The following is a 21,152-nucleotide window of genomic DNA, read 5'->3' as shown; positions in this document are numbered from 1 at the left end:
CCGCCCCGGCACCGCCCCCCTTGGGGCCCCCGGGGGCGCTCCCGCCGGCGGCCGGTGTGGGGGGCCCTACCCCCCGGTACCCCCCCCCCAACGCCGTCGTCGTTCTCGGTACGCCCCGCTAGCCCCCGTACGCCCCGCTCGCCGTCAGCCGCAGTGCCGTGTCGATCAGGGGCACGTGGCTGAAGGCCTGGGGGAAGTTGCCGACCTGGCGCTGGAGGCGCGGGTCCCACTCCTCGGCCAGCAGGCCGAGGTCGTTGCGCAGGGAGAGCAGCTTCTCGAAGAGCTTGCGGGCCTCGTCCACGCGGCCGATCATCGCCAGGTCGTCCGCCATCCAGAACGAGCAGGCGAGGAAGGCGCCCTCGTCGCCCGGGAGGCCGTCGACGCCCTCGTCCTTGCCGTCCGTCGGGTAGCGCAGGATGAACCCGTCCGACGTGGACAGCTCCCGCTGGATGGCCTCGATGGTGCCGATGACCCGCTTGTCGTCCGGCGGCAGGAAGCCCATCTGCGGGATCAGCAGCAGCGAGGCGTCCAGCTCCTGGGAGCCGTAGGACTGCGTGAAGGTGTTGCGTTCCTTGTCGTAGCCCTTCTCGCACACGTCCCGGTGGATGTCGTCGCGCAACTGCTTCCAGCGCTCCAGCGGGCCGTCCGCGTCGCCGGACTCGATCAGCTTGATCGTGCGGTCGACGGCGACCCAGGCCATCACCTTGGAGTGCACGAAGTGGCGGCGCGGGCCGCGCACCTCCCAGATGCCCTCGTCCGGCTCCTGCCAGTGGTCCTCCAGGTAGCGGATCAGCTTCAGCTGGAGCACCGACGCGTAGTCGTTGCGGGCCAGGCCGGTCATGTGGGCCAGGTGCAGGGCCTCGGTGACCTCGCCGTAGACGTCCAGCTGGAGCTGGTGCGCCGCGCCGTTGCCGACCCGGACCGGGGTGGAGTTCTCGTAGCCCGGCAGCCAGTCCAGCTCCGCCTCGCCCAGCTCCCGCTCACCGGCGATGCCGTACATGATCTGGAGGTTCTCCGGGTCGCCCGCGACCGCGCGCAGCAGCCACTCGCGCCACGCGCGGGCCTCCTCGCGGTAGCCGGTGCGCAGCAGCGAGGACAGGGTGATCGCCGCGTCCCGCAGCCAGGTGTAGCGGTAGTCCCAGTTGCGGACGCCACCGATCTCCTCCGGAAGGGAGGTGGTGGGCGCGGCGACGATGCCGCCGGTGGGGGCGTACGTCAGGGCCTTCAGGGTGATCAGGGAGCGGACCACGGCCTCCCGGTAGGGACCGTGGTACGTACAGTGATCCACCCAGTCGCGCCAGAAGTCCTCGGTGGCCTCCAGGGACTGCTCGGGCTCGGGCAGCGGGGGCGGCTCCTTGTGCGAGGGCTCCCACGAGATGGTGAACGCGATCCGGTCACCCGGCGCGACGGTGAAGTCCGCGTACGTGGTGAGCGCCTTGCCATAGGTCTCGACATCCGTGTCGAACCACACGGAGTCGGGCCCGGCGACGGCCACCGTGCGGCCCTCGTGCTTGTGCACCCAGGGGACCACCCGGCCGTAGCTGAACCGCATCCGCAGCTCCGAGCGCATCGGCACCCGGCCGGAGACGCCCTCCACGATCCGGATCAGCTGCGGCGCGCCGTCGCGCGGCGGCATGAAATCGGTCACCCGGACCGTGCCGCGCCCGGTGTCCCACTCGGACTCCAGGATCAGCGAGTCGCCGCGGTAGGTCCGCCGGGCCGCGCTGGGCGGCTCGGCGCCCGGGGCGCAGGCGGGTCCGATCCGCCAGAAGCCGTGTTCCCCGGTGCCCAGCAGACCGGCGAAGATGGCATGCGAGTCGAAGCGGGGCAGGCACAGCCAGTCGACTGTGCCGTCCCGGCAGACCAGTGCGGCGGTCTGCATGTCTCCGATGAGTGCGTAGTCTTCGATGCGCCCGGCCACGTGCAACTCCAGTCGAACGGCCACGTCACCCCGCGATGGGGGCGGTCGCTAGTGCGGTCAAGGGTGGGGTCAGGGTGTATGTCATGCGTCGTTGAGCCATGAAGCAAAGCAGTCGTCCGGCCGTCAAGCCAAACGCTGCGCCGCAAACGACAATTGTCGCTCAACCAACTGACGAGCTCTCGTTGTTCCGGCGGTGACGGGCGAGGGGTGGTGCCGCGTCGCCGGGGCCGGCTCGGCAGCGAACGTCCGAGCAGGATACGACGCACGTAGATGATCTGTGTGCCGCTCCGGGCAACCCGGGTCCGCCGAACGGGTGACCACCGGGTGAGGAAAGTGTGACGCCCCCACCTGCGTGTCCGGGCGTGCGCGGAGGGTGGCCGGAAGCCGCCGCCCCGAGGCGCTGATACGCTGGTAGCCCGTGGACCGGTGGGAGAAAAACCCCGGAACCGCAGCGACGGCGCCGCCGCCGACACCCCCGGACGACGGGGGCGGAGGGCGAGCGCACCGCACCCCAGACCGCGACCACGGGAGCCCCCTCTTGGCCATGCCGCCCAAATCTTCGACGACCAAGCACATCTTCGTCACCGGGGGTGTCGCCTCCTCGCTCGGCAAGGGGCTGACCGCCTCCAGCCTCGGCATGCTGCTCAAGGCCCGGGGTCTGCGCGTCGTGATGCAGAAGCTCGACCCGTACCTGAACGTCGACCCGGGCACGATGAACCCCTTCCAGCACGGTGAGGTGTTCGTCACCAACGACGGCGCCGAGACCGACCTGGACATCGGCCACTACGAGCGCTTCCTCGACCGCGACCTCGACGGCTCCGCCAACGTCACCACCGGCCAGGTCTACAACACGGTGATCGCCAAGGAGCGGCGCGGCGAGTACCTGGGCGACACGGTCCAGGTCATCCCGCACATCACCAACGAGATCAAGCACCGCATCCGCCGGATGGCGACGGACGAGGTCGACGTCGTGATCACCGAGGTCGGCGGCACGGTCGGCGACATCGAGTCGCTGCCGTTCCTGGAGACCGTCCGCCAGGTCCGGCACGAGGTCGGCCGGGACAACGTGTTCGTGGTCCACATCTCGCTCCTGCCCTACATCGGCCCTTCGGGTGAGCTGAAGACCAAGCCGACCCAGCACTCGGTCGCGGCGCTGCGCAACATCGGTATCCAGCCGGACGCGATCGTGCTGCGCTGCGACCGCGAGGTCCCGACCGCGATCAAGCGCAAGATCTCCCTGATGTGCGACGTCGACGAGGCCGCCGTGGTGGCCTGCCCCGACGCCCGCTCGATCTACGACATCCCGAAGGTGGTCCACACCGAGGGTCTGGACGCGTACGTCGTCCGCAAGCTGGACCTGCCGTTCCGCGACGTGGACTGGACGACCTGGGACGACCTGCTCGACCGCGTCCACAAGCCCGACCACGAGATCACCATGGCCCTGGTCGGCAAGTACATCGACCTGCCCGACGCCTACCTCTCGGTCACCGAGGCGCTGCGCGCCGGCGGCTTCGCCAACAAGGCCCGCGTGAAGATCAAGTGGGTCACGTCCGACGACTGCAAGACCGCGGCGGGCGCCGCGGCACAGCTCGGCGACGTCGACGCGATCTGCATCCCCGGCGGCTTCGGCGACCGCGGCGTGCTCGGCAAGGTCGGCGCCATCCAGTACGCCCGCGAGAACCGGATCCCGCTGCTCGGCCTCTGCCTGGGCCTGCAGTGCATCGTGGTCGAGGCCGCGCGGAACCTGGCCGGTATCGCGGACGCCAACTCCACCGAGTTCGACCCGGCCACCGGCCACCCGGTGATCTCCACCATGGCCGAGCAGCTGGACATCGTGGCCGGCGAGGGCGACATGGGCGGCACCATGCGGCTCGGCATGTACCCGGCGAAGCTGGCCGAGGGCTCCATCGTGCGCGAGGTGTACGACGGCAAGGAGTACGTCGAGGAGCGGCACCGCCACCGCTACGAGGTGAACAACGCCTACCGCGCGGAGCTGGAGAAGAAGGCCGGCATCGTCTTCTCGGGCACCTCCCCGGACGGCAAGCTCGTCGAGTACGTCGAGTACCCGCGCGACGTCCACCCGTACCTGGTCGCCACGCAGGCGCACCCGGAGCTGCGCTCGCGCCCGACCCGCCCGCACCCGCTCTTCGCCGGGCTGGTCAAGGCCGCGGTCGAGCGGAAGACGTCGAAGTAGCACACCAGTTGTACGGTGGCCGGGGCACGCGCATTCAACGGCGCGGGCCCCGGCTTTTCGCGTACGTCTGAAAGGGCAGGTCAGGCATGACGGGCAGCACGATCAAGGACACCCCCGAGGAGTGGCAGGTCCGGGGCACCGAGACGCCCTTCCGGGGGAAGAAGACCTCCGTCCGCACGGACGACGTGGTCATGCCCGACGGCTCCGTGGTGACCCGCGACTACCAGGTCCATCCGGGCTCCGTGGCCGTCCTCGCCCTGGACGGCGAGGGCCGGGTGCTGGTCATCCGGCAGTACCGGCACCCCGTGCGCGAGAAGCTGTGGGAGATCCCCGCCGGACTCCTCGACGTCCCCGGCGAGAACCCGCTGCACGCCGCCCAGCGCGAGCTGTACGAGGAGGCGCACGTCAAGGCCGAGGACTGGCGGGTGCTGACCGACGTGTACACCACCCCCGGCGGCTGCGACGAGGCCGTGCGGATCTTCCTCGCCCGGAACCTCTCCGAGGCCGAGGGCGAGCGCTTCGAGGTCGAGGACGAAGAGGCCGACATGGAGCTGGCCCGGGTGCCGGTCGCGGACCTGGTGCGCGGCGTGCTCGCGGGCGACCTGCACAACAACTGCCTGGTCGTGGGCGTGCTCTCGCTGATCGCCGCGGAGCGGGGCGACGGACTCGACGCGCTCCGCCCGGCCGAGGCGCCGTGGCCGGCCCGCCCCTTCGAGGCCTGACCCGCCGACGCCGGACCATCTTCCGCCCCCTGCCGGTGTGACCATCTGTTGATCCGATCGAGGGACCTGCCCGCCGCGCTCCGCCGGGAACGTCGCAGAGCGTGAACTAGGCTCTGGAAACGCCCGAACCGGGGTTCCGGCGGGCGCCGGTGCGGTGGGATCGGGAGTGTGGCCCGTGACGGATCAGGCGGTGGACACGGACGGCGAACGGCTGTCGGAAGACCCTGTCGAGGAGAGTCGGTTCCTGGGCCGCAACCGGGAGTTGAAGGAGCTGCGCGCCGACATCGAGCGCGCGGGCCTGGACACCCTCTCCGGACGCAAGGCCCCTCGCGCGCGCGTACTGCTCATCGCCGGCCGGCCCGGCTCCGGCCGCACCGCGCTCGCCGAGGAACTCGCCGCCCAGGTCGCGGACGACTACCCCGACGGCGTGCTGCGGGCCCGGCTGAGCGAACCGGACGGCACGCGCGTGCCGGTCGGACGGATCGCCCGCGAACTCCTCACCGACCTGGACCGCCCCACCCCGCCCGGCGCCGGCGAGGACGACCTCACCGAGGCACTGCGCTCCGCCCTGGCCGACCGCCGGGTCCTCCTGCTGCTCGACGCCGCCGCCGACGCCGAGCAGGTCGACGCCCTGCTGCCGGACACCCCGGACTGCCTGGCCGTGGTGGTCGCCGAGGGGCCGCTGACCGGCATCGCGGACGTCCGCCCGTGCACGCTGGGCGGCCTCGACACCAAGTCGGCCATGGAACTGCTGTCCTGGTACACCGGCTCGGTCCGCATCACCGTCGACCCCCGGGCCGCCGAGCAACTGGTCGAGGTCTGCCAGGCCCAGCCCGCCGCGCTCACCCTGGCCGGCGGCTGGCTCGCGGCCCGGCCCCAGGCGGCCGTCGCCGACCTGGCCAAGCACGTGCACGCGGAGGGCGACGAGGGCACCGCGCTCAGCCGCGTCTTCCGCCTCGTCTACGCGTCCCTGCCCAGCGCCGCCGCCCGGATGCTGCGCCTGCTCTCCCTCGCCCCGGCCGGCCTGGTCGACCCGCACACCGCCTCCGCGCTCGCCGGGTGCTCGGTGAACGGCGCCCGCACCACCCTGGACGACTTCGTCGGCCTCGGCCTGCTGCGCGCGGTCGGCTCCACACCGCCCGGGTACGAGGTTCCCGCCTGCCTGCACGCCCGGCTGACCCGCCTCGCCGAGACCAAGGACCGTCCGGCCGAGCTGCAGCTGGCCCGCGCCCGGATGCTGGAGCGGACGGTGCGGCTGCTCCAGTCCTGCCGGGCGGTCACCGAGACGGACAGTCCGCAGGCCCGCGAGAAGCTCGTGGGCATGCCGCGCGACCTGCGCTTCCCCACCCCGAGGGCGGCCGCCGACTGGCTGCGCGCCCGGCGCCCCGCCCTGCTCGCCTCGGCCCGCCTCGCGGTCGCCGACGGGGAGCTGGACACCCTGGCCCGCCGGCTGATGTCCCAGCTGGTGCGGGCCATGGTGGCGCACTTCGGCACCCAGGCGGCCGCCCCCGACCTGTACGGCATCCACCGCCTCGTGCTCGACGTGGCGGAGCGCCGCGAGCTGCCCCGGGAGAAGGCCGCGGCCCTCCTGAACCTGGCGGACCTCGACGCCCGCACCGGCCGCACCGCCGAGGCCCTGGTGCGCTACCGGGCCGCGCTGGACGCCGGACGCGAGGCGAACGACCCGTACGCCACCGGCCGCGCGATGGAATCCGTGGGCGGCGCCCACCTGGAGCTGGAGGACTACGACCGGGCCGCCGACTGGTTCGGCCGGGCCCTCGCCCAGCGACTCGCCCGCGACGAGCGGGCCGACGCCGCCCGGATCTACGGCCGCATCGCCACCGCCCACACCTACGCGGGCCGCTACGGCGAGGCGGTGCGCTCCTGGCGCGCGGCGGTCGCCGGGTACCGCAAGGGCGGGGACGTGGCCGCGCAGGCGCGGGCGCTGTCGGAACTGGCCCGGGTCCAGGAGTACGCCGGACGGCCCGAGGAGTCGCTGCGCACCTGCCAGGAGGCCGTCGAGTGGGCCCGCCGGGCCGAGGACGTCCGGCTCCAGGCCGCCCTGCACCTGCGGCTCGCCGACACCCTCGACCGGCTCGGCGACCCCACCGCGGCCGGCCTGGAGCGGGGTGCCGCCGACCGCATGTTGAGGGAAGATCCCGAAGACGCCTGCGAAATCCGTAGCGCATCGTCTGAAGATTGATGCTTTGAAAGGCTGGACAGCTGGAACACCTTCATTAGACTGGCTCTGCCGCACATTCTCCTGCGGTCTCTCCAGGTGTGCCCGCGCTTGAGCGGGTATGTCTTGTAATAGCCCATCCTCTGAGCCAAGGACCGTGATCCCCGTGAAGGTCGGCATCCCCCGCGAGGTCAAGAACAACGAGTTCCGGGTGGCCATCACCCCCGCCGGCGTGCACGAGCTGGTGCGCCACGGCCACCAGGTGGTCATCGAGCGCGACGCCGGCGTCGGCTCCTCGATCCCGGACGCCGAGTACGTCGCCGCCGGTGCCCGGATTCTGGGCACCGCCGACGAGGTCTGGGCCGCCGCCGACCTGGTGCTGAAGGTCAAGGAGCCGATCGCGGAGGAGTACCACCGCCTCCGCAAGGACCAGACGCTCTTCACCTACCTCCACCTGGCCGCGTCCAAGGAGTGCACGGACGCCCTCGTCGAGTCCGGCACCACCGCGATCGCCTACGAGACGGTCGAGCTGCCCAGCCGCGCCCTGCCGCTGCTGGCCCCGATGTCCGAGGTCGCGGGCCGGCTGGCCCCGCAGGTCGGCGCCTACCACCTGATGGCCTCCAACGGCGGCCGCGGTGTGCTGCCGGGCGGCGTGCCCGGCGTGATCCCGGCCAAGGCCGTCGTCATCGGTGGTGGCGTCTCCGGCTGGAACGCCACCCAGATCGCCGTCGGCATGGGCTTCGACGTGACCCTGCTCGACCGCGACATCAACAAGCTGCGCGAGGCCGACAAGATCTTCGGCACCAAGGTCAAGGCCGTCATGTCCAACTCCTTCGAGCTGGAGAAGGCCGTCCTCGACGCGGACCTGGTCATCGGCGCGGTGCTCATCCCGGGCGCCAAGGCCCCGAAGCTGGTCACCAACGAGCTGGTCTCCCGGATGAAGCCGGGAAGTGTTCTTGTCGACATCGCGATCGACCAGGGCGGCTGCTTCGAGGACTCGCGTCCCACCACCCACGCCGAGCCGACCTTCCCGGTCCACAACTCGGTCTTCTACTGCGTCGCCAACATGCCGGGCGCGGTGTCCAACACGTCCACCAACGCCCTCACCAACGCCACGCTGCCGTACATCGTGGAGCTGGCCAACCGCGGCTGGGTCGAGGCGCTGCGCCGTGACCCCGCGCTGGCCCGGGGTCTCAACACGCATGACGGCAAGGTCGTTTACCGCGAGGTCGCCGACGCCCACGGCCTGGAGTACGTCGACCCGAGCACGCTGCTCGGCTAAGTCGGCGACCCGCAAAGGCGATACGTCAACAAGTACCGTCAACCCCACACACCCGGCCGGACCTTGCCCGACAAGGTCCGGCCGGGTGTGTGTATGGTCACTTTGCGATTCTCGGTCAACTCGCCTCGAACGTAACGCTTCAACCGATTCGCGCACCGGTGAAACCTGCTGTGCGACGGCCGTACGCCCTTGACAGAGGGATGTTTCATTGCCGACACATCGGGCCGGGTCCGGCGGATTGTGTTGCTGCGGACGGCCGACACGCCATAGAGTCGCCGAACGTCGGCATGGTGCCACGCTGACCTGTCTAGAAGTTCCCTGGTCACCAAGGAGGTAAGACGACTTGTGAATGAGTCGACATTTACTCCCGGGGGTGGTCAACCAGGAATGCCTGCACGGGCCCACAGCCCGGGGCGTCTCGAGGCTGTCGGCTCCGTCGCCGTACGTACCTTCGCAGCCGCCCACCAGAGTCCGCAGGCAACTCTGACAGCACACATGAGTATGGATGGCCAACACGTGAACGCCATGGCCGGCGACGGAAGTGGCGCGCCCCGCAACCACTTCGCCGACTACGACGAACTGCCCGAGGGGCACTTCTACGACCCGGACGCGGAGTACGAGCCGGATCCCGAGTACGCCGCCACGCTCGCGCCCGACGCGGCCCGCCAGCGCCGTGAGCGCATCGGTCCGACCGGACGCCCGCTGCCGTACTTCCCGATCCCGGGCCCGCTGACCGATCACGGCCCCGCGAAGATCATCGCGATGTGCAACCAGAAGGGCGGCGTGGGCAAGACCACGTCGACCATCAACCTGGGTGCCGCGCTCGCCGAGTACGGGCGCCGGGTGCTGCTCGTCGACTTCGACCCGCAGGGCGCGCTGTCGGTCGGGCTCGGCGTCAACCCGATGGAGCTCGACCTCACCGTCTACAACCTGCTCATGGAGCGGGGCATGGCGGCCGACGAGGTGCTGCTGAAGACGGCGGTCCCCAACATGGACCTGTTGCCCAGCAACATCGACCTGTCGGCGGCCGAGGTGCAGCTGGTGAGCGAGGTCGCGCGCGAGTCCACGCTGCAGCGGGCGCTGAAGCCGCTGATGGACGACTACGACTACATCGTGATCGACTGTCAGCCCTCGCTCGGCCTGCTCACGGTCAACGCCCTGACCGCCGCGCACAAGGTGATCGTGCCGCTGGAGTGCGAGTTCTTCGCGCTGCGCGGTGTGGCCCTGCTGACCGAGACGATCGAGAAGGTCCAGGAGCGGCTCAACCCGGACCTGGAGCTCGACGGCATCCTCGCCACGATGTACGACTCGCGCACGGTGCACAGCCGTGAGGTGCTCGCGCGTGTCGTCGAGGCGTTCGACGACCACGTCTACCACACGGTCATCGGGCGCACCGTCCGCTTCCCGGAGACCACGGTCGCCGGTGAGCCGATCACCACGTACGCCTCCAACTCCGTCGGTGCCGCCGCCTATCGCCAGCTCGCCAGGGAGGTGCTCGCCCGGTGTCACGCCGAGTGAGTCTGCCGGGGGCCGACGAACTCTTCCGTACGACAGGGGGGATGGCGCTCCAGGCGTCCACCCCGCGGCGGCCGGCCAACGGCGAGGCACGCGTGCCGGCGCCGGCGGGGGAGAGCGACCAGGCCGCCGCCGAGGACGCGCCGCAGTCGGTGCCCGCGCAGGGCGGCGACGGCGAGGGCGCCGAGCACGCGGCGGCGGACGCGGAACCGGGCACGGCGGGCGAGTCGCGCAGCCGGGGCGCGGAGCGCTCCGCACGGCCCTCCGTGCCGGGCGCGGGCGCGCAGGAAGGTTCTGCCGCCGCCCAGCCCCGCAAGCGCGGCGGCAGGGCGGCCGCACGCCGCCCCAGCGGCCGTGAGCGCCACGACGAGAAGATCACCGTGTACGTCTCCGCCGAGGAGCTGATGGACCTGGAGCACGCCCGCCTGGTGCTCCGCGGTGAGCACGGCCTCGCCGTCGACCGGGGCCGCATCGTCCGCGAGGCGGTCGCCGTGGTCCTCGCCGACCTGGAGACCCGTGGGGACGCCAGCATCCTCGTACGACGGTTGCGCGGGCGGTAGCGGTAGCCTGCGGGGGCCATGACCTCGAACGACGCCTCCAGCCCCGGCCCCCGCGCCGGCCGTCGGCGCGCGCTGGGGCGGGGGCCCGGAGAAGCCTCGGGGGCCCCCGAGGAGGAAGCACCGCCCCGCGCGGTGCCCGCGCCGGTCGCCGTTGAGCCACCACCGGATGCCCTGCCGGAAGCCGCGCCCGCCGAGGTCCCGCTGGAGGCTGCGCAGCCTGAAGCCGCGCCTCCCGCCGCGACCGCCCCGGCCGACGCCTCCCCTGCTCAGGGCGCGGAGGCCGGCGGCGGCGATGACGGTGTCTTCAAGGTGCGGCTCGCCAACTTCGAGGGGCCGTTCGATCTGCTTCTTCAGCTGATCTCCAAGCACAAGATGGACGTCACCGAGGTCGCGCTGTCCAAGGTGACCGACGAGTTCATGGCGCACATCCGGGCGATGGGGTCCGACTGGGACCTCGACGAGACCACCGAGTTCCTGGTGGTCGCCGCCACCCTGCTCGACCTGAAGGCGGCCCGCCTGCTGCCCGCCGCGGAGGTCGAGGACGAGGCCGACCTGGCACTGCTCGAGGCCCGCGACCTGCTCTTCGCGCGGCTGCTCCAGTACCGCGCCTACAAGCAGATCGCCGAGATCTTCAACGAGCGGCTGGAGTCCGAGGCCCGCCGCTACCCCCGTACCGTCGGCCTGGAACCCCACCACGCCGAGCTGCTGCCCGAGGTCGTCATCAGCATCGGCCCCGAGGGCTTCGCCAAGCTCGCCGTGAAGGCCATGCAGCCCAAGCCCAAGCCGCAGGTCTACGTCGAGCACATCCACGCGCCCCTGGTCAGCGTCCAGGAGCAGGCCGGGATCGTAATGGCCCTGCTCCGGGAGCTGGGCGAGGCCAGCTTCCGCGTGCTGGTCCAGGACACCGCGGACACACTGACCGTCGTGGCCCGCTTCCTGGCCCTGCTGGAGCTGTACCGGGAGAAGGCCGTCGAGCTGGACCAGGAGACCGCCCTCGGCGACCTGCTGGTGCGCTGGACCGGCGGTGACGAGGACGCCGCACCGGTGGTGACCGACGAGTTCGACCGGCCGCCGGAGAAGACCGAGGAGGAGCGGAAGGCGTGAGTGAGCAGACCACGGAGGCCGTGCGCGCACCGGACGGCGTCGCCGACCTCGACCTCAAGCCCGCACTCGAGGCCGTCCTCATGGTCGTCGACGAGCCCGCGACCGAGGAGCAGCTGGCGAAAATACTGCAACGCCCCCGGCGGCACATCGCGGACGCCCTGCGGGAGCTGGCCGACGAGTACACCGTCCAGGGCCGCGGCTTCGAGCTGCGCCTGATCGCCGGCGGCTGGCGCTTCTACACCCGCCCCGAGTACGCCGCGGCCGTCGAGGGCTTCGTCCTGGACGGCCAGCACGCCCGCCTCACCCAGGCCGCGCTGGAGACCCTCGCCGTCGTCGCCTACCGCCAGCCGGTCAGCCGCAGCCGCGTCTCCGCGGTGCGCGGCGTGAACTGCGACGGCGTGATGCGCACCCTCCTGCAGCGGGGTCTGGTCGAGGAGGCGGGCACGGAACCCGAAACAGGTGCGATCCTGTACGTGACGACGAACTACTTCCTGGAGCGGATGGGCCTGCGCGGCCTGGACGAGCTCCCGGAGCTCGCGCCCTTCCTCCCGGAGGCGGCGGCGATCGAGGCCGAGACGCTGGAAGGGGTCCCGTCGTTCGATCCGGACGCCCCGGATTCCGAGGACGCAGACGACAAGACGGAACTTTGATGCGAAGCAGCAGCGGCAGGAACAGCAGCGGAAACAACGGCGGGAGCCGTGGTGGCAACAGCGGCGGCCGCGGCGGGAGCAGTGGTGGCCGCGGTAACTTCCGCGGCGCCGGTAACAACCGCGACGACAAGCCGGGCGGCCGGCCGAAGAAGCCCCGCCCGGAGGAGCGCCGCTACGACGTGGGCCCCGGCGCCTCCCCCGAGGGCCCCAAGTCCGGGCGCGGCGGGGCGGCCCGCGGCGGCGCCAAGGGCGGCCCCAAGCGGCCCCAGCAGCGTGGCCGCTCGGCTCCGGCCACGTCCCGCGAGTACGAGACGCGGGCCGAGGAGCGCAATCGCGAGCGGTACGCGGGCAAGAAGGACGTCAAGCTCCCGAAGACCTTCCCCGGCGCCGAGCAGGAGGGCGAGCGGCTGCAGAAGGTCCTCGCGCGCGCGGGCTACGGCTCCCGGCGCGCCTGCGAGGAGCTGATCGAGCAGGCGCGGGTCGAGATCAACGGCGAGATCGTGCTGGAGCAGGGCCGCCGCGTCGACCCGGAGAAGGACGAGGTCAAGGTCGACGGCCTGACCGTCGCCACGCAGTCGTACCAGTTCTTCTCGCTCAACAAGCCCGCCGGTGTCGTCTCCACCATGGAGGACCCGGAGGGCCGCCAGTGCCTCGGCGACTACGTCACCAACCGTGAGACCCGCCTCTTCCACGTGGGCCGGCTCGACACCGAGACCGAGGGTGTCATCCTGCTCACCAACCACGGCGAGCTGGCGCACCGCCTGACCCACCCCCGGTACGGCGTGAAGAAGACCTACCTCGCGCACATCGTGGGCCCGATCCCGCGGGACCTCGGCAAGCGCCTCAAGGACGGCATCCAGCTGGAGGACGGGTACGCGCGCGCGGACCACTTCCGGGTCGTGGAGCAGACCGGCAAGAACTACCTGGTCGAGGTCACCCTCCACGAGGGCCGCAAGCACATCGTCCGCCGGATGCTGGCGGAGGCGGGCTTCCCCGTCGACCAGCTGGTGCGCACCGGCTTCGGCCCGATCACGCTGGGCGACCAGAAGTCGGGCTGGCTGCGCAGGCTGTCCAACACGGAGGTCGGGATGCTGATGTCGGAGGTCGAACTCTAGGCGTCCCCCCAGGGTTGTCCTGACCGGCCCACCTTCTTTATAGTCCTAGTGACTATTAAGGGGGTGGGCCGTTCTGCGCGGCTACGACAAGCACGCCTTCGAACCCTTCGCCGTCACCGTCGATCTCGCGGTCCTCACACTGCGCGCGGGCGCCCTGCACGCGCTGCTCGTCGAGCGCGGCCAGGAGCCGTACGCCGGCCGCTGGGCGCTGCCCGGTGGCTTCCTGCTGCCGGACGAGTCGGCGGAGACGGCCGCCCGGCGCGAGCTGGCCGAGGAGACCGGCCTGGCGGACGTGACCGGGCTGCACCTGGAGCAGCTGCGGACCTACAGCGAACCCGGCCGCGACCCCCGGATGCGGGTCGTCTCCGTCGCCTTCGCCGCGCTGCTGCCCGACCCGCCCGAGCCGCACGCCGGCACCGACGCGGCCGAGGCCCGCTGGATGCCGTACGACGCGGCCCGGGGGCTCGCCTTCGACCACGACCGGATCCTGGCCGACGCCCGGACCCGCGTCGGCGGCAGGCTGGAGTACACCTGCCTGGCCACCGCCTTCTGCGCGCCCGAGTTCACGCTGGGCGAGCTGCAGCAGGTCTACGAGACGGTGTGGGGCACGGCTCTCGACCGGCCCAACTTCCGCCGCAAGGTCCTCGCCACCCCGGGTTTCGTGGAGCCCGTCCCCGGCGCCGCCCGGCTGACCGGCGGCCGCGGCAAGCCCGCCGCGCTGTACCGCGCGGGCCCCGCCACCACCCTGCACCCGCCCCTGCTCCGCACCCCTCGGGAAGGACGCCCCGCATGACCACGAACACCGTCACCAAGCGCGCCGCCACCGGAGCGCTCACCGGCCTCGCCCTCGGCGACGCGCTGGGCTTCCCGACCGAGTTCAACGACGTCCCGGCGATCCTCGCCAAGTGCGGCCCCTGGCGGGAGATGACGCTGCCGGACCCGGCGTACGTCACCGACGACACACAGATGACGCTGGCGCTGGGGAAGGGGCTGCGGACGGCCATGGACCGCGGGGTCCTCGCGCCCGAGGGGATGACCGAACCGGTACGCCAGGAGTTCATCGCCTGGAACCGCTCACCGGAGAACAACCGGGCGCCGGGCAACACCTGCCTGCGCGCCTGCGACCTCCTGGAGCGGGCCGACCGCCCCTGGCAGGACGCCAGCCAGGTCGGCTCCAAGGGCTGCGGCGCCAACATGCGCGTCGCGCCCATCGGACTCGTCCCCGGTCTGAGCGACGAACAGCGCGCGGGCGCCGCCCAGTTGCAGTCCGCGCTCACGCACGGCCACCCCACCGCGCTCGCCGCCTCCGACCTGACCGCGCACGCCGTACGGCTGCTCGCCGAGGGAGCGGAGCCGACCGGACTGGTCGGGCTGCTGCGCTCGTACGCCTACGACAACCGCGGCCGCTACCACGAGCGCTGGCTCGGCGACCTGTGGACCCGCGCCCAGGACCCCACGCCCCAGCACTTCATCGCCCGCGGCTGGGACGAGTGCCTGGCGATCCTCGACCGTCTCCAGCGGGCCGTGCGCACCGCCTCGCCCGAGACCGACCCCTGCCTGTCCGTCGGCGAGGGCTGGATCGCGGAGGAGGCCATGGCGGCCGGGCTGCTCTGCTTCCTGCTCTTCGTCGACGAGCCGCTGACCGCCCTGCGCCGCGGCGCCTGCACCTCCGGCGACTCCGACTCCATCGCCTGCCTCGCGGGCGCGTTCGCCGGCGCCCACCTGGGCGCCGCCGCCTGGCCCACCGACTGGTCCGACCGCATCGAGTACCGGGGCGACCTGCTGTCCCTGGGCGCGCTCTGGGACGCTTGAGTTCGCCACCGTCTCCGGCGTGTCCGGCTGCGTGAGCCGGCGGAGACCTGGTGCCCGGCAACATCGACCTGTCGGCGGCCGAGGTGCAGCTGGTGAGCGAGGTCGCTGATGCTCCGGCGCAACGGCTATGAGCTGGAGCAGCTGCTGCCGCCGCTGGTCGCGGCGCGCGAGAACGCGCGGGTGTGGGGCGATGTGGAGCGGCTGCACGGGGTGCTGGACGAGGCGCAGGTGGGGTCAGTGCTGCCCGATGCCCCCGCCGGGTACGACGCCCTGCACGACTTCGTCGTGAGGGTTCGTCTGGAGGGCCGAGGCGTGGCGGGTGCGGAGGAGGAAGTCCTCGACGCGGCGGCGGTCCGGTTCGGTGGGGAGTGGGGTGTGGTGGGCGGCCTCGTCGTTCTCGCGGGTCAGGCGGGTCATCCGGGTCTCCACCTCCGGCCAGGGGACCTCGCCGCGCTTCACGGCGAGCAGTGACTCGCGGCGGTCGCCGACGTCGATGGTGAGCGTGCCCGTGCGCAGCAGGTCGCGGGCGGACTCCAGCAGCCGCAGCAGGTGCATCGCGTGCTTCCAGCGCGGGGCGCCGTGCGTGCGGACGGCGGCGTCCAGTTTGCGGCGCTGGCCGTGGGCGTATCGCGTGAACGTCTCGTGGACGCGGCGGGAGAGGAACGCGTCGCGCAGGGACAGCAGTTCGCGGCCCGTGGCGTCGGCGTACTCCACGAGCGGTGAGTGCAGGCACTCCAGGACGTTGGGGTTCGCGCGCAGGGCCAGCTCGCAGAAGCGCTCCAGCTCCCAGGAGAACTGCTCCTCGGCCGGACCCTCCACGTGCGCCGGCGGCTTCTCGAAGCGCCAGAAGAGGGGCGTGGGGGCGAGGAAGACGCCCCGGCGGTCGGTGTCGCTGTCCTCCGTCGCCAGACCGAAGGCGCGCGAACCCATGACACAGGCGTAGATCGTGTGGTCGCGCACCAGCAGCTCGGGGTCCATGCCGGGGAGCGTACGCGGGCGCCTCACGCCAGGCGGACCGAATTTCCCTCCACCGTGATCCGCTTCTCGGGCAGCGGTTCGGTCGCCGGTCCCTGCTCCACCGAGCCGTCCGCGACACTGAACCGGCTGTTGTGGCAGGCGCAGTCGATGGTGCCGTCGCGCACGTCCGACACGATGCAGCCCTGATGGGTGCAGACCGCCGAGAACGCCTTGAAGTCGCCCGGTTCCGGCTGGGTCACCACGATCTTCTGCTCCGCGAGGACCCTGCCGCCGCGCACCGGGATGCCGTCCGTCGTCGTCAGCTCCTGGCCCGGGGAGGTCTCGGCGTCCCCGGAGTCGTCGCCGCTGCCGCAGCCGACGGCGAACGCCGCCGCGCCCGCCGAGATGAGGGCCGTACGACGCGTCGGGCCGTGATTCATGGGTCACTCCGGGAGGCGTGGGGGAGGAGATGCCGATCGGGACCAGCGTCTCAGGGGGCGGGCGCCCCGGGCCGGTACCCGGCGGGCTGACTAGGCTGGACGGACCAAGAACCGATACGCACGTCAGCAAGGAGCATGCCGTGGCGGTACGAGCGGTCCGGGGCGCCGTCCAACTGGAACGGGACGAGGCCGGGCACATGGACAAGCAGGTCGCCGCCCTGCTGACCGCCATCATGGAGCGCAACGGCCTGTCGGCCGACAGCCTGATCAGCCTGTGGTTCACGGCCACCCCCGATCTGCGCAGCGACTTCCCGGCCGCCGCCGCCCGCGGGCTCGGCATCACCGACGTGCCGCTGATCTGCGCCCAGGAGCTGGACATCGAGGGCGCCATGCCCCGCGTCGTCCGGGTCCTCGCCCACATCGAGTCCGACCGGCCCCGCTCCGAGATCGCCCATGTCTACCTCGGCGCCGCCGCGGCCCTGCGCAAGGACATCGCCCAGTGAGAACCGCACTCGTCATCGGCACCGGCCTCATCGGCACCTCCGCCGCCCTCGCGCTGACCCAGCGCGGCGTCACGGTCCACCTCGCCGACCACGACCCCGAGCAGGCCCGCACCGCCACCGCGCTCGGCGCCGGCACCGACGAGGCGCCCGAGGGCCCCGTCGACCTGGCGATCGTCGCGGCCCCGCCCGCCCTGGTGGCCGGCGTCCTCGCCGACGCCATGGGACGCGGCGCCGCCCGCGGGTACATCGACGTGGCCAGCGTCAAGGGCGGTCCCCGCCGGGAGCTGGAGGCCCGCGGCCTCGACCTGTCGTCGTACATCGGCACGCACCCCATGTCCGGCCGCGAGAAGTCCGGCCCGCTGGCCGCCACCGGCGACCTCTTCGAGGGCCGCCCCTGGGTGCTGACCCCTACCCGGGACACCGACACCGAGGTGCTGAACCTCGCCCTGGAGCTGATCTCGCACTGCCGCGCGGTGCCGGTGGTGATGGACGCGGACGCCCACGACCGCGCCGTGGCCCTCGTCTCACACATGCCGCACCTGGTCTCCAGCATGGTCGCCGCCCGCCTGGAGCACGCCGAGGAGGCCGCCGTACGGCTGTGCGGCCAGGGCATCCGCGACGTGACCCGGATCGCCGCCTCCGACCCCCGGATGTGGATCGACATCCTCTCCGCCAACCCGGGGCCGGTCGCCGACCTGCTCACCGACGTCGCCACCGACCTGGAGGAGACGGTACGGGCCCTGCGCGCCCTGCAGTCCTCCGACGAGGACAAGCGCCTGGAGGGCGGCACCGGTATCGCCTCGGTGCTGCGGCGCGGCAACGCCGGACAGGTCCGCGTCCCCGGCAAGCACGGCTCCGCCCCGCGGGCCTACGAGACCGTGGCCGTCCTCATCGACGACCAGCCCGGCCAGCTGGCCCGCATCTTCGCGGACGCGGGAGTGGCCGGCGTCAACATCGAGGACGTCCGCATCGAGCACGCGACCGGCCAGCAGGCGGGTCTGGTGCAGCTCATGGTGGAGCCGAAGGCCGCCGCCGTCCTCACCGCGTCCCTCAAGGACCGGGGCTGGGCCATCCGGCAGTGATCCGGTAGCTCGTACGGCTGTAAGAGGGGCTCCGGGGACCCAGTAACCTTGTGCGGGACGCGCTCGCGTCCCGCACACCACCCACCGCACCGCACCAGGAAGGTGTCCCCTCGTGGAAAACGGCGCCGCCCCGACCGTCCCGGCCGTGATTGTCGCCATCGACGGCCCCTCCGGCACGGGCAAGTCGAGCACGTCGAAGGCCGTGGCCGCGCAGCTCGGCCTGAGCTACCTGGACACCGGTGCCCAGTACCGGGCGATCACGTGGTGGATGGTGACCAACGGCATCGACACCGACGACCCGCACGCGATCGCCGCCGCGGCCGGCAAGCCCGAGATCGTCTCCGGCACCGACCCGCTGGGCCCGGCCATCACGGTCGACGGCGTGGACGTGTCCGGCCCGATCCGCACCCAGGAGGTCACCTCCAAGGTCAGCGCGGTCAGCGCCGTCCCCGAGGTGCGGACCCGGATCACCGAGCTGCAGCGCTCCATCGCCGCCGCCGCGCCGCTCGGCATCGTCGTCGAGGGCCGCGACATCGGCACGACCGTGCTGCCGGACGCCGACCTGAAGATCTTCCTCACCGCCTCCGCCGAGGCCCGCGCCGCCCGCCGCAGCGGCGAGCTGAAGGGCGCCGACGTCAACGCCACCCGCGAGGCCCTGATCAAGCGGGACGCGGCCGACTCCACCCGGAAGACCTCCCCGCTGGCCAAGGCCGGCGACGCGGTCGAGGTGGACACCACCGCCCTCACCCTGCCGCAGGTCATCGAGTGTGTCGTCACCCTCGTCGAGGAGAAGCGGGCGGGGAAGTGACCGAGGTCCCTTCGGCGCGGGGCGCCGAGGTCGGGCGGCGCATCGGCGTCGGCCTGATGTACGGGCTGTGGAAGCCGCGCGTGCTCGGCGCCTGGCGGGTCCCCGCCAGTGGCCCGGTGATCTACGCCGTCAACCACGCGCACAACATCGACGGCCCGATGGTCATGGGCGTGGCGCCCAGGCCGACGCACTTCCTGATCAAGAAGGAGGCGTTCATCGGCCCGCTCGGACGCTTCCTGACCGGCATCGGCCAGCTCAAGGTGGACCGCCACTCCACCGACCGCACGGCCATCGGGCAGGCGCTCGGCGTGCTGGAGAACGGCGGCGTGCTGGGCATCTTCCCGGAGGGCACGCGGGGTGTGGGCGACTTCGCCTCGCTGCGTGCCGGGCTCGCCTACTTCGCGCTCCGCAGCGGCGCCCCGATCGTCCCGGTCGCGGTGCTGGGAAGTACCGACCGTCCCGGACGGTTGATAAAGGCGCTGCCTCCCCTGCGCGCACGGGTCGACGTCGTCTTCGGCGACCCGTTCGACGCGGGCGACGGCAGCGGACGCCGCACCCGCAAGGCGCTGGACGAGGCCACCGAACGCATCCAGAAGCAGCTGACCGCGCACCTGGAGAATGCCAGGCGGCTCACCACACGCTAGGCGACACTTGAGTAGTGGATCACCCAGTACAGGGGTGTTCCACCGATCACCACGATGAACGAGGTACGGACTTCATGAACGACCACATCCACTCCGAGGGCTCGGGCGAGGAGCACGACCACGGGGCGCTCGGCGACGCCGAGTACGCGCAGTTCATGGAGCTGGCCACCGACGAGGGCTTCGACCTCGAGGAGGTCGAGGGCGCGATCGAGGAGGCCGGGCACGGCCCGCTGCCCGTCCTCGCCGTCGTCGGCCGTCCCAATGTCGGCAAGTCGACCCTCGTGAACCGCATCATCGGCCGCCGCGAGGCCGTCGTCGAGGACAAGCCGGGCGTCACCCGCGACCGCGTCACCTACGAGGCCGAGTGGGCCGGCCGCCGCTTCAAGGTCGTCGACACCGGCGGCTGGGAGCAGGACGTCCTCGGCATCGACGCCTCCGTGGCCGCACAGGCCGAGTACGCCATCGAGGCCGCCGACGCGGTCGTCTTCGTCGTGGACGCCAAGGTCGGCGCCACCGACACCGACGAGGCGGTCGTAAGGCTGCTGCGCAAGGCCGGCAAGCCCGTCGTGCTGTGCGCCAACAAGGTGGACGGCCCGAGCGGCGAGGCCGACGCCGCCTACCTGTGGTCGCTGGGCCTGGGCGAGCCGCACCCGGTCTCCGCGCTGCACGGCCGGGGCACCGGCGACATGCTGGACCAGGTCCTGGAGGCCCTGCCCGAGGCGCCGCGCGAGTCCTTCGGCGGCGGCGTCGGCGGCCCCCGGCGCATCGCCCTGATCGGCCGCCCGAACGTCGGCAAGTCCTCGCTGCTGAACAAGGTGGCCGGCGAGGAGCGCGTCGTCGTCAACGAACTGGCCGGCACCACCCGCGACCCGGTCGACGAGCTGATCGAACTCGGCGGCGTGACCTGGAAGTTCGTCGACACCGCGGGCATCCGCAAGCGTGTCCACCTCCAGCAGGGCGCCGACTACTACGCCTCGCTGCGCACCGCCGCCGCCGTCGAGAAGGCGGAGGTCGCCGTCATCCTCATCGACGCCTCCGAGTCGATCTCGGTCCAGGACCAGCGGATCGTCACCATGGCCGTTGAGGCGGGCCGCGCGATCGTCGTCGCCTACAACAAGTGGGACACCCTCGACGAGGAGCGCCGTTACTACCTGGAGCGGGAGATCGAGACCGAGCTGGGCCAGGTGGCGTGGGCGCCGCGGGTCAACGTCTCGGCGCAGACCGGCCGGCACATGGAGAAGCTGGTCCCCGCGATCGAGACCGCGCTGGCCGGCTGGGAGACCCGCGTCCCCACGGGCCGGCTGAACGCCTTCCTCGGCGAGCTGGTCGCCGCCCACCCGCACCCGGTGCGCGGCGGCAAGCAGCCCCGCATCCTGTTCGGCACGCAGGCCGGCACCAAGCCGCCGCGCTTCGTGCTCTTCGCCTCCGGCTTCATCGAGGCGGGCTACCGGCGGTTCATCGAGCGCCGGCTGCGTGAGGAGTTCGCCTTCGACGGGACGCCGATCCACATCTCGGTGCGGGTGCGCGAGAAGCGCGGCGCGAAGAAGAAGTAGCGGTCGTACGACGAGAGAGGGTGACCCCGGCCGGGGGGAACCGCAAGACTCGGAACGGGTGGGCCTCATACACCCCAGCGCGGGGCCCGTTGGCCGCGCCCCGGGGCCTGC

19 protein-coding genes and 1 pseudogene are annotated in these 21,152 nt (G+C 72.0%); 17 read left to right on the top strand and 3 right to left on the bottom strand.

From position 1 onward, the window contains the following. Nucleotides 1-118: 118 nt before the first annotated feature. Complete coding sequence (locus ACFC1X_RS26955) at nucleotides 119-1,921, bottom strand: glycoside hydrolase family 15 protein (protein ID WP_376357884.1); 1,803 nt, start codon at nucleotides 1,919-1,921, stop codon at nucleotides 119-121. A 544-nt stretch (nucleotides 1,922-2,465) separates the two neighbouring features. Here ACFC1X_RS26955 and ACFC1X_RS26950 point away from each other — a divergent pair. The 12 genes and pseudogenes from ACFC1X_RS26950 to ACFC1X_RS26895 all read left to right on the top strand — a co-directional run. Then, nucleotides 2,466-4,115: a CTP synthase gene (locus tag ACFC1X_RS26950; protein WP_122617435.1), complete on the top strand. Its 1,650-nt coding sequence runs from the start codon at nucleotides 2,466-2,468 to the stop codon at nucleotides 4,113-4,115. A gap of 86 nt (nucleotides 4,116-4,201) precedes the next feature. Further along, nucleotides 4,202-4,837: an NUDIX domain-containing protein gene (locus tag ACFC1X_RS26945; RefSeq protein WP_376357846.1), complete on the top strand. Its 636-nt coding sequence runs from the start codon at nucleotides 4,202-4,204 to the stop codon at nucleotides 4,835-4,837. Nucleotides 4,838-5,012: 175 nt separating this feature from the next. Beyond that, complete coding sequence (locus ACFC1X_RS26940; RefSeq protein ID WP_376357843.1) at nucleotides 5,013-7,040, top strand: tetratricopeptide repeat protein; 2,028 nt, start codon at nucleotides 5,013-5,015, stop codon at nucleotides 7,038-7,040. 142 nt (nucleotides 7,041-7,182) lie between these two features. Further along, entirely contained in the window at nucleotides 7,183-8,298 is a 1,116-nt protein-coding gene (ald, locus tag ACFC1X_RS26935) for an alanine dehydrogenase (RefSeq protein WP_376357840.1), read from the top strand. Nucleotides 8,299-8,685: 387 nt separating this feature from the next. Continuing rightward, entirely contained in the window at nucleotides 8,686-9,816 is a 1,131-nt protein-coding gene (locus ACFC1X_RS26930) for a ParA family protein (RefSeq protein WP_376357837.1), read from the top strand. A gap of 41 nt (nucleotides 9,817-9,857) precedes the next feature. Then, on the top strand, nucleotides 9,858-10,373 hold the full coding sequence (locus ACFC1X_RS26925) for a hypothetical protein (protein ID WP_376357834.1): 516 nt from the start codon (nucleotides 9,858-9,860) through the stop codon (nucleotides 10,371-10,373). Between the two features lie 18 nt (nucleotides 10,374-10,391). Then, nucleotides 10,392-11,477 (top strand): segregation and condensation protein A, encoded by a 1,086-nt coding sequence (locus ACFC1X_RS26920; protein ID WP_376357831.1) that lies wholly within the window; start codon nucleotides 10,392-10,394, stop codon nucleotides 11,475-11,477. Further along, nucleotides 11,474-12,127 (top strand): SMC-Scp complex subunit ScpB, encoded by a 654-nt coding sequence (gene scpB / locus ACFC1X_RS26915; RefSeq protein WP_352154653.1) that lies wholly within the window; start codon nucleotides 11,474-11,476, stop codon nucleotides 12,125-12,127. The genes ACFC1X_RS26920 and scpB overlap by 4 nt, the downstream gene beginning before the upstream one ends. Further along, on the top strand, nucleotides 12,127-13,242 hold the full coding sequence (locus ACFC1X_RS26910) for a pseudouridine synthase (RefSeq protein ID WP_376357828.1): 1,116 nt from the start codon (nucleotides 12,127-12,129) through the stop codon (nucleotides 13,240-13,242). Before scpB ends, ACFC1X_RS26910 begins: the two co-directional genes overlap by 1 nt. Nucleotides 13,243-13,315: 73 nt before the next feature. Then, the gene (locus ACFC1X_RS26905; RefSeq protein WP_376357881.1) at nucleotides 13,316-14,035 is read left to right on the top strand and encodes an NUDIX domain-containing protein; all 720 of its coding nucleotides are present in this window, start codon (nucleotides 13,316-13,318) and stop codon (nucleotides 14,033-14,035) included. Continuing rightward, on the top strand, nucleotides 14,032-15,054 hold the full coding sequence (locus tag ACFC1X_RS26900) for an ADP-ribosylglycohydrolase family protein (protein ID WP_376357825.1): 1,023 nt from the start codon (nucleotides 14,032-14,034) through the stop codon (nucleotides 15,052-15,054). Before ACFC1X_RS26905 ends, ACFC1X_RS26900 begins: the two co-directional genes overlap by 4 nt. 144 nt (nucleotides 15,055-15,198) lie before the next feature. Further along, a pseudogene (locus ACFC1X_RS26895) lies at nucleotides 15,199-15,360 on the top strand (nucleotidyltransferase domain-containing protein); the annotation flags it as partial. Here ACFC1X_RS26895 and ACFC1X_RS26890 read toward each other — a convergent pair. Both ACFC1X_RS26890 and ACFC1X_RS26885 read right to left on the bottom strand, forming a co-directional pair. Next, the gene (locus ACFC1X_RS26890; RefSeq protein WP_376357822.1) at nucleotides 15,289-16,032 is read right to left on the bottom strand and encodes a DNA polymerase beta superfamily protein; all 744 of its coding nucleotides are present in this window, start codon (nucleotides 16,030-16,032) and stop codon (nucleotides 15,289-15,291) included. The pseudogene ACFC1X_RS26895 and the gene ACFC1X_RS26890 overlap by 72 nt on opposite strands. 23 nt (nucleotides 16,033-16,055) lie before the next feature. Further along, a complete protein-coding gene (locus tag ACFC1X_RS26885) occupies nucleotides 16,056-16,451 on the bottom strand; it encodes a Rieske (2Fe-2S) protein (protein ID WP_376357819.1) in 396 nt (131 codons plus the stop codon). A gap of 140 nt (nucleotides 16,452-16,591) precedes the next feature. Here ACFC1X_RS26885 and aroH point away from each other — a divergent pair, with 140 nt between their 5' ends. The 5 genes from aroH (at nucleotide 16,592) to der (ending at nucleotide 21,041) form a co-directional block, all read left to right on the top strand. Then, a complete protein-coding gene (gene aroH, locus ACFC1X_RS26880) occupies nucleotides 16,592-16,954 on the top strand; it encodes a chorismate mutase (RefSeq protein ID WP_376357816.1) in 363 nt (120 codons plus the stop codon). Beyond that, a complete protein-coding gene (locus tag ACFC1X_RS26875; RefSeq protein ID WP_376357813.1) occupies nucleotides 16,951-18,036 on the top strand; it encodes a prephenate dehydrogenase in 1,086 nt (361 codons plus the stop codon). The genes aroH and ACFC1X_RS26875 overlap by 4 nt, the downstream gene beginning before the upstream one ends. A gap of 112 nt (nucleotides 18,037-18,148) precedes the next feature. Beyond that, nucleotides 18,149-18,844, top strand: coding sequence for a (d)CMP kinase (gene cmk / locus ACFC1X_RS26870; RefSeq protein ID WP_125490800.1), 696 nt, complete (start codon nucleotides 18,149-18,151; stop codon nucleotides 18,842-18,844). Next, on the top strand, nucleotides 18,841-19,488 hold the full coding sequence (locus ACFC1X_RS26865) for a lysophospholipid acyltransferase family protein (protein ID WP_376357810.1): 648 nt from the start codon (nucleotides 18,841-18,843) through the stop codon (nucleotides 19,486-19,488). Before cmk ends, ACFC1X_RS26865 begins: the two co-directional genes overlap by 4 nt. Nucleotides 19,489-19,562: 74 nt before the next feature. Continuing rightward, nucleotides 19,563-21,041, top strand: coding sequence for a ribosome biogenesis GTPase Der (gene der, locus ACFC1X_RS26860; protein ID WP_376357807.1), 1,479 nt, complete (start codon nucleotides 19,563-19,565; stop codon nucleotides 21,039-21,041). Nucleotides 21,042-21,152 lie beyond the last annotated feature (111 nt).

This window comes from Streptomyces sp. NPDC056128, from assembly GCF_042263835.1.
Lineage (GTDB): Bacteria > Actinomycetota > Actinomycetes > Streptomycetales > Streptomycetaceae > Streptomyces.
This window is presented reverse-complemented; position numbering and strand designations above follow the sequence as displayed.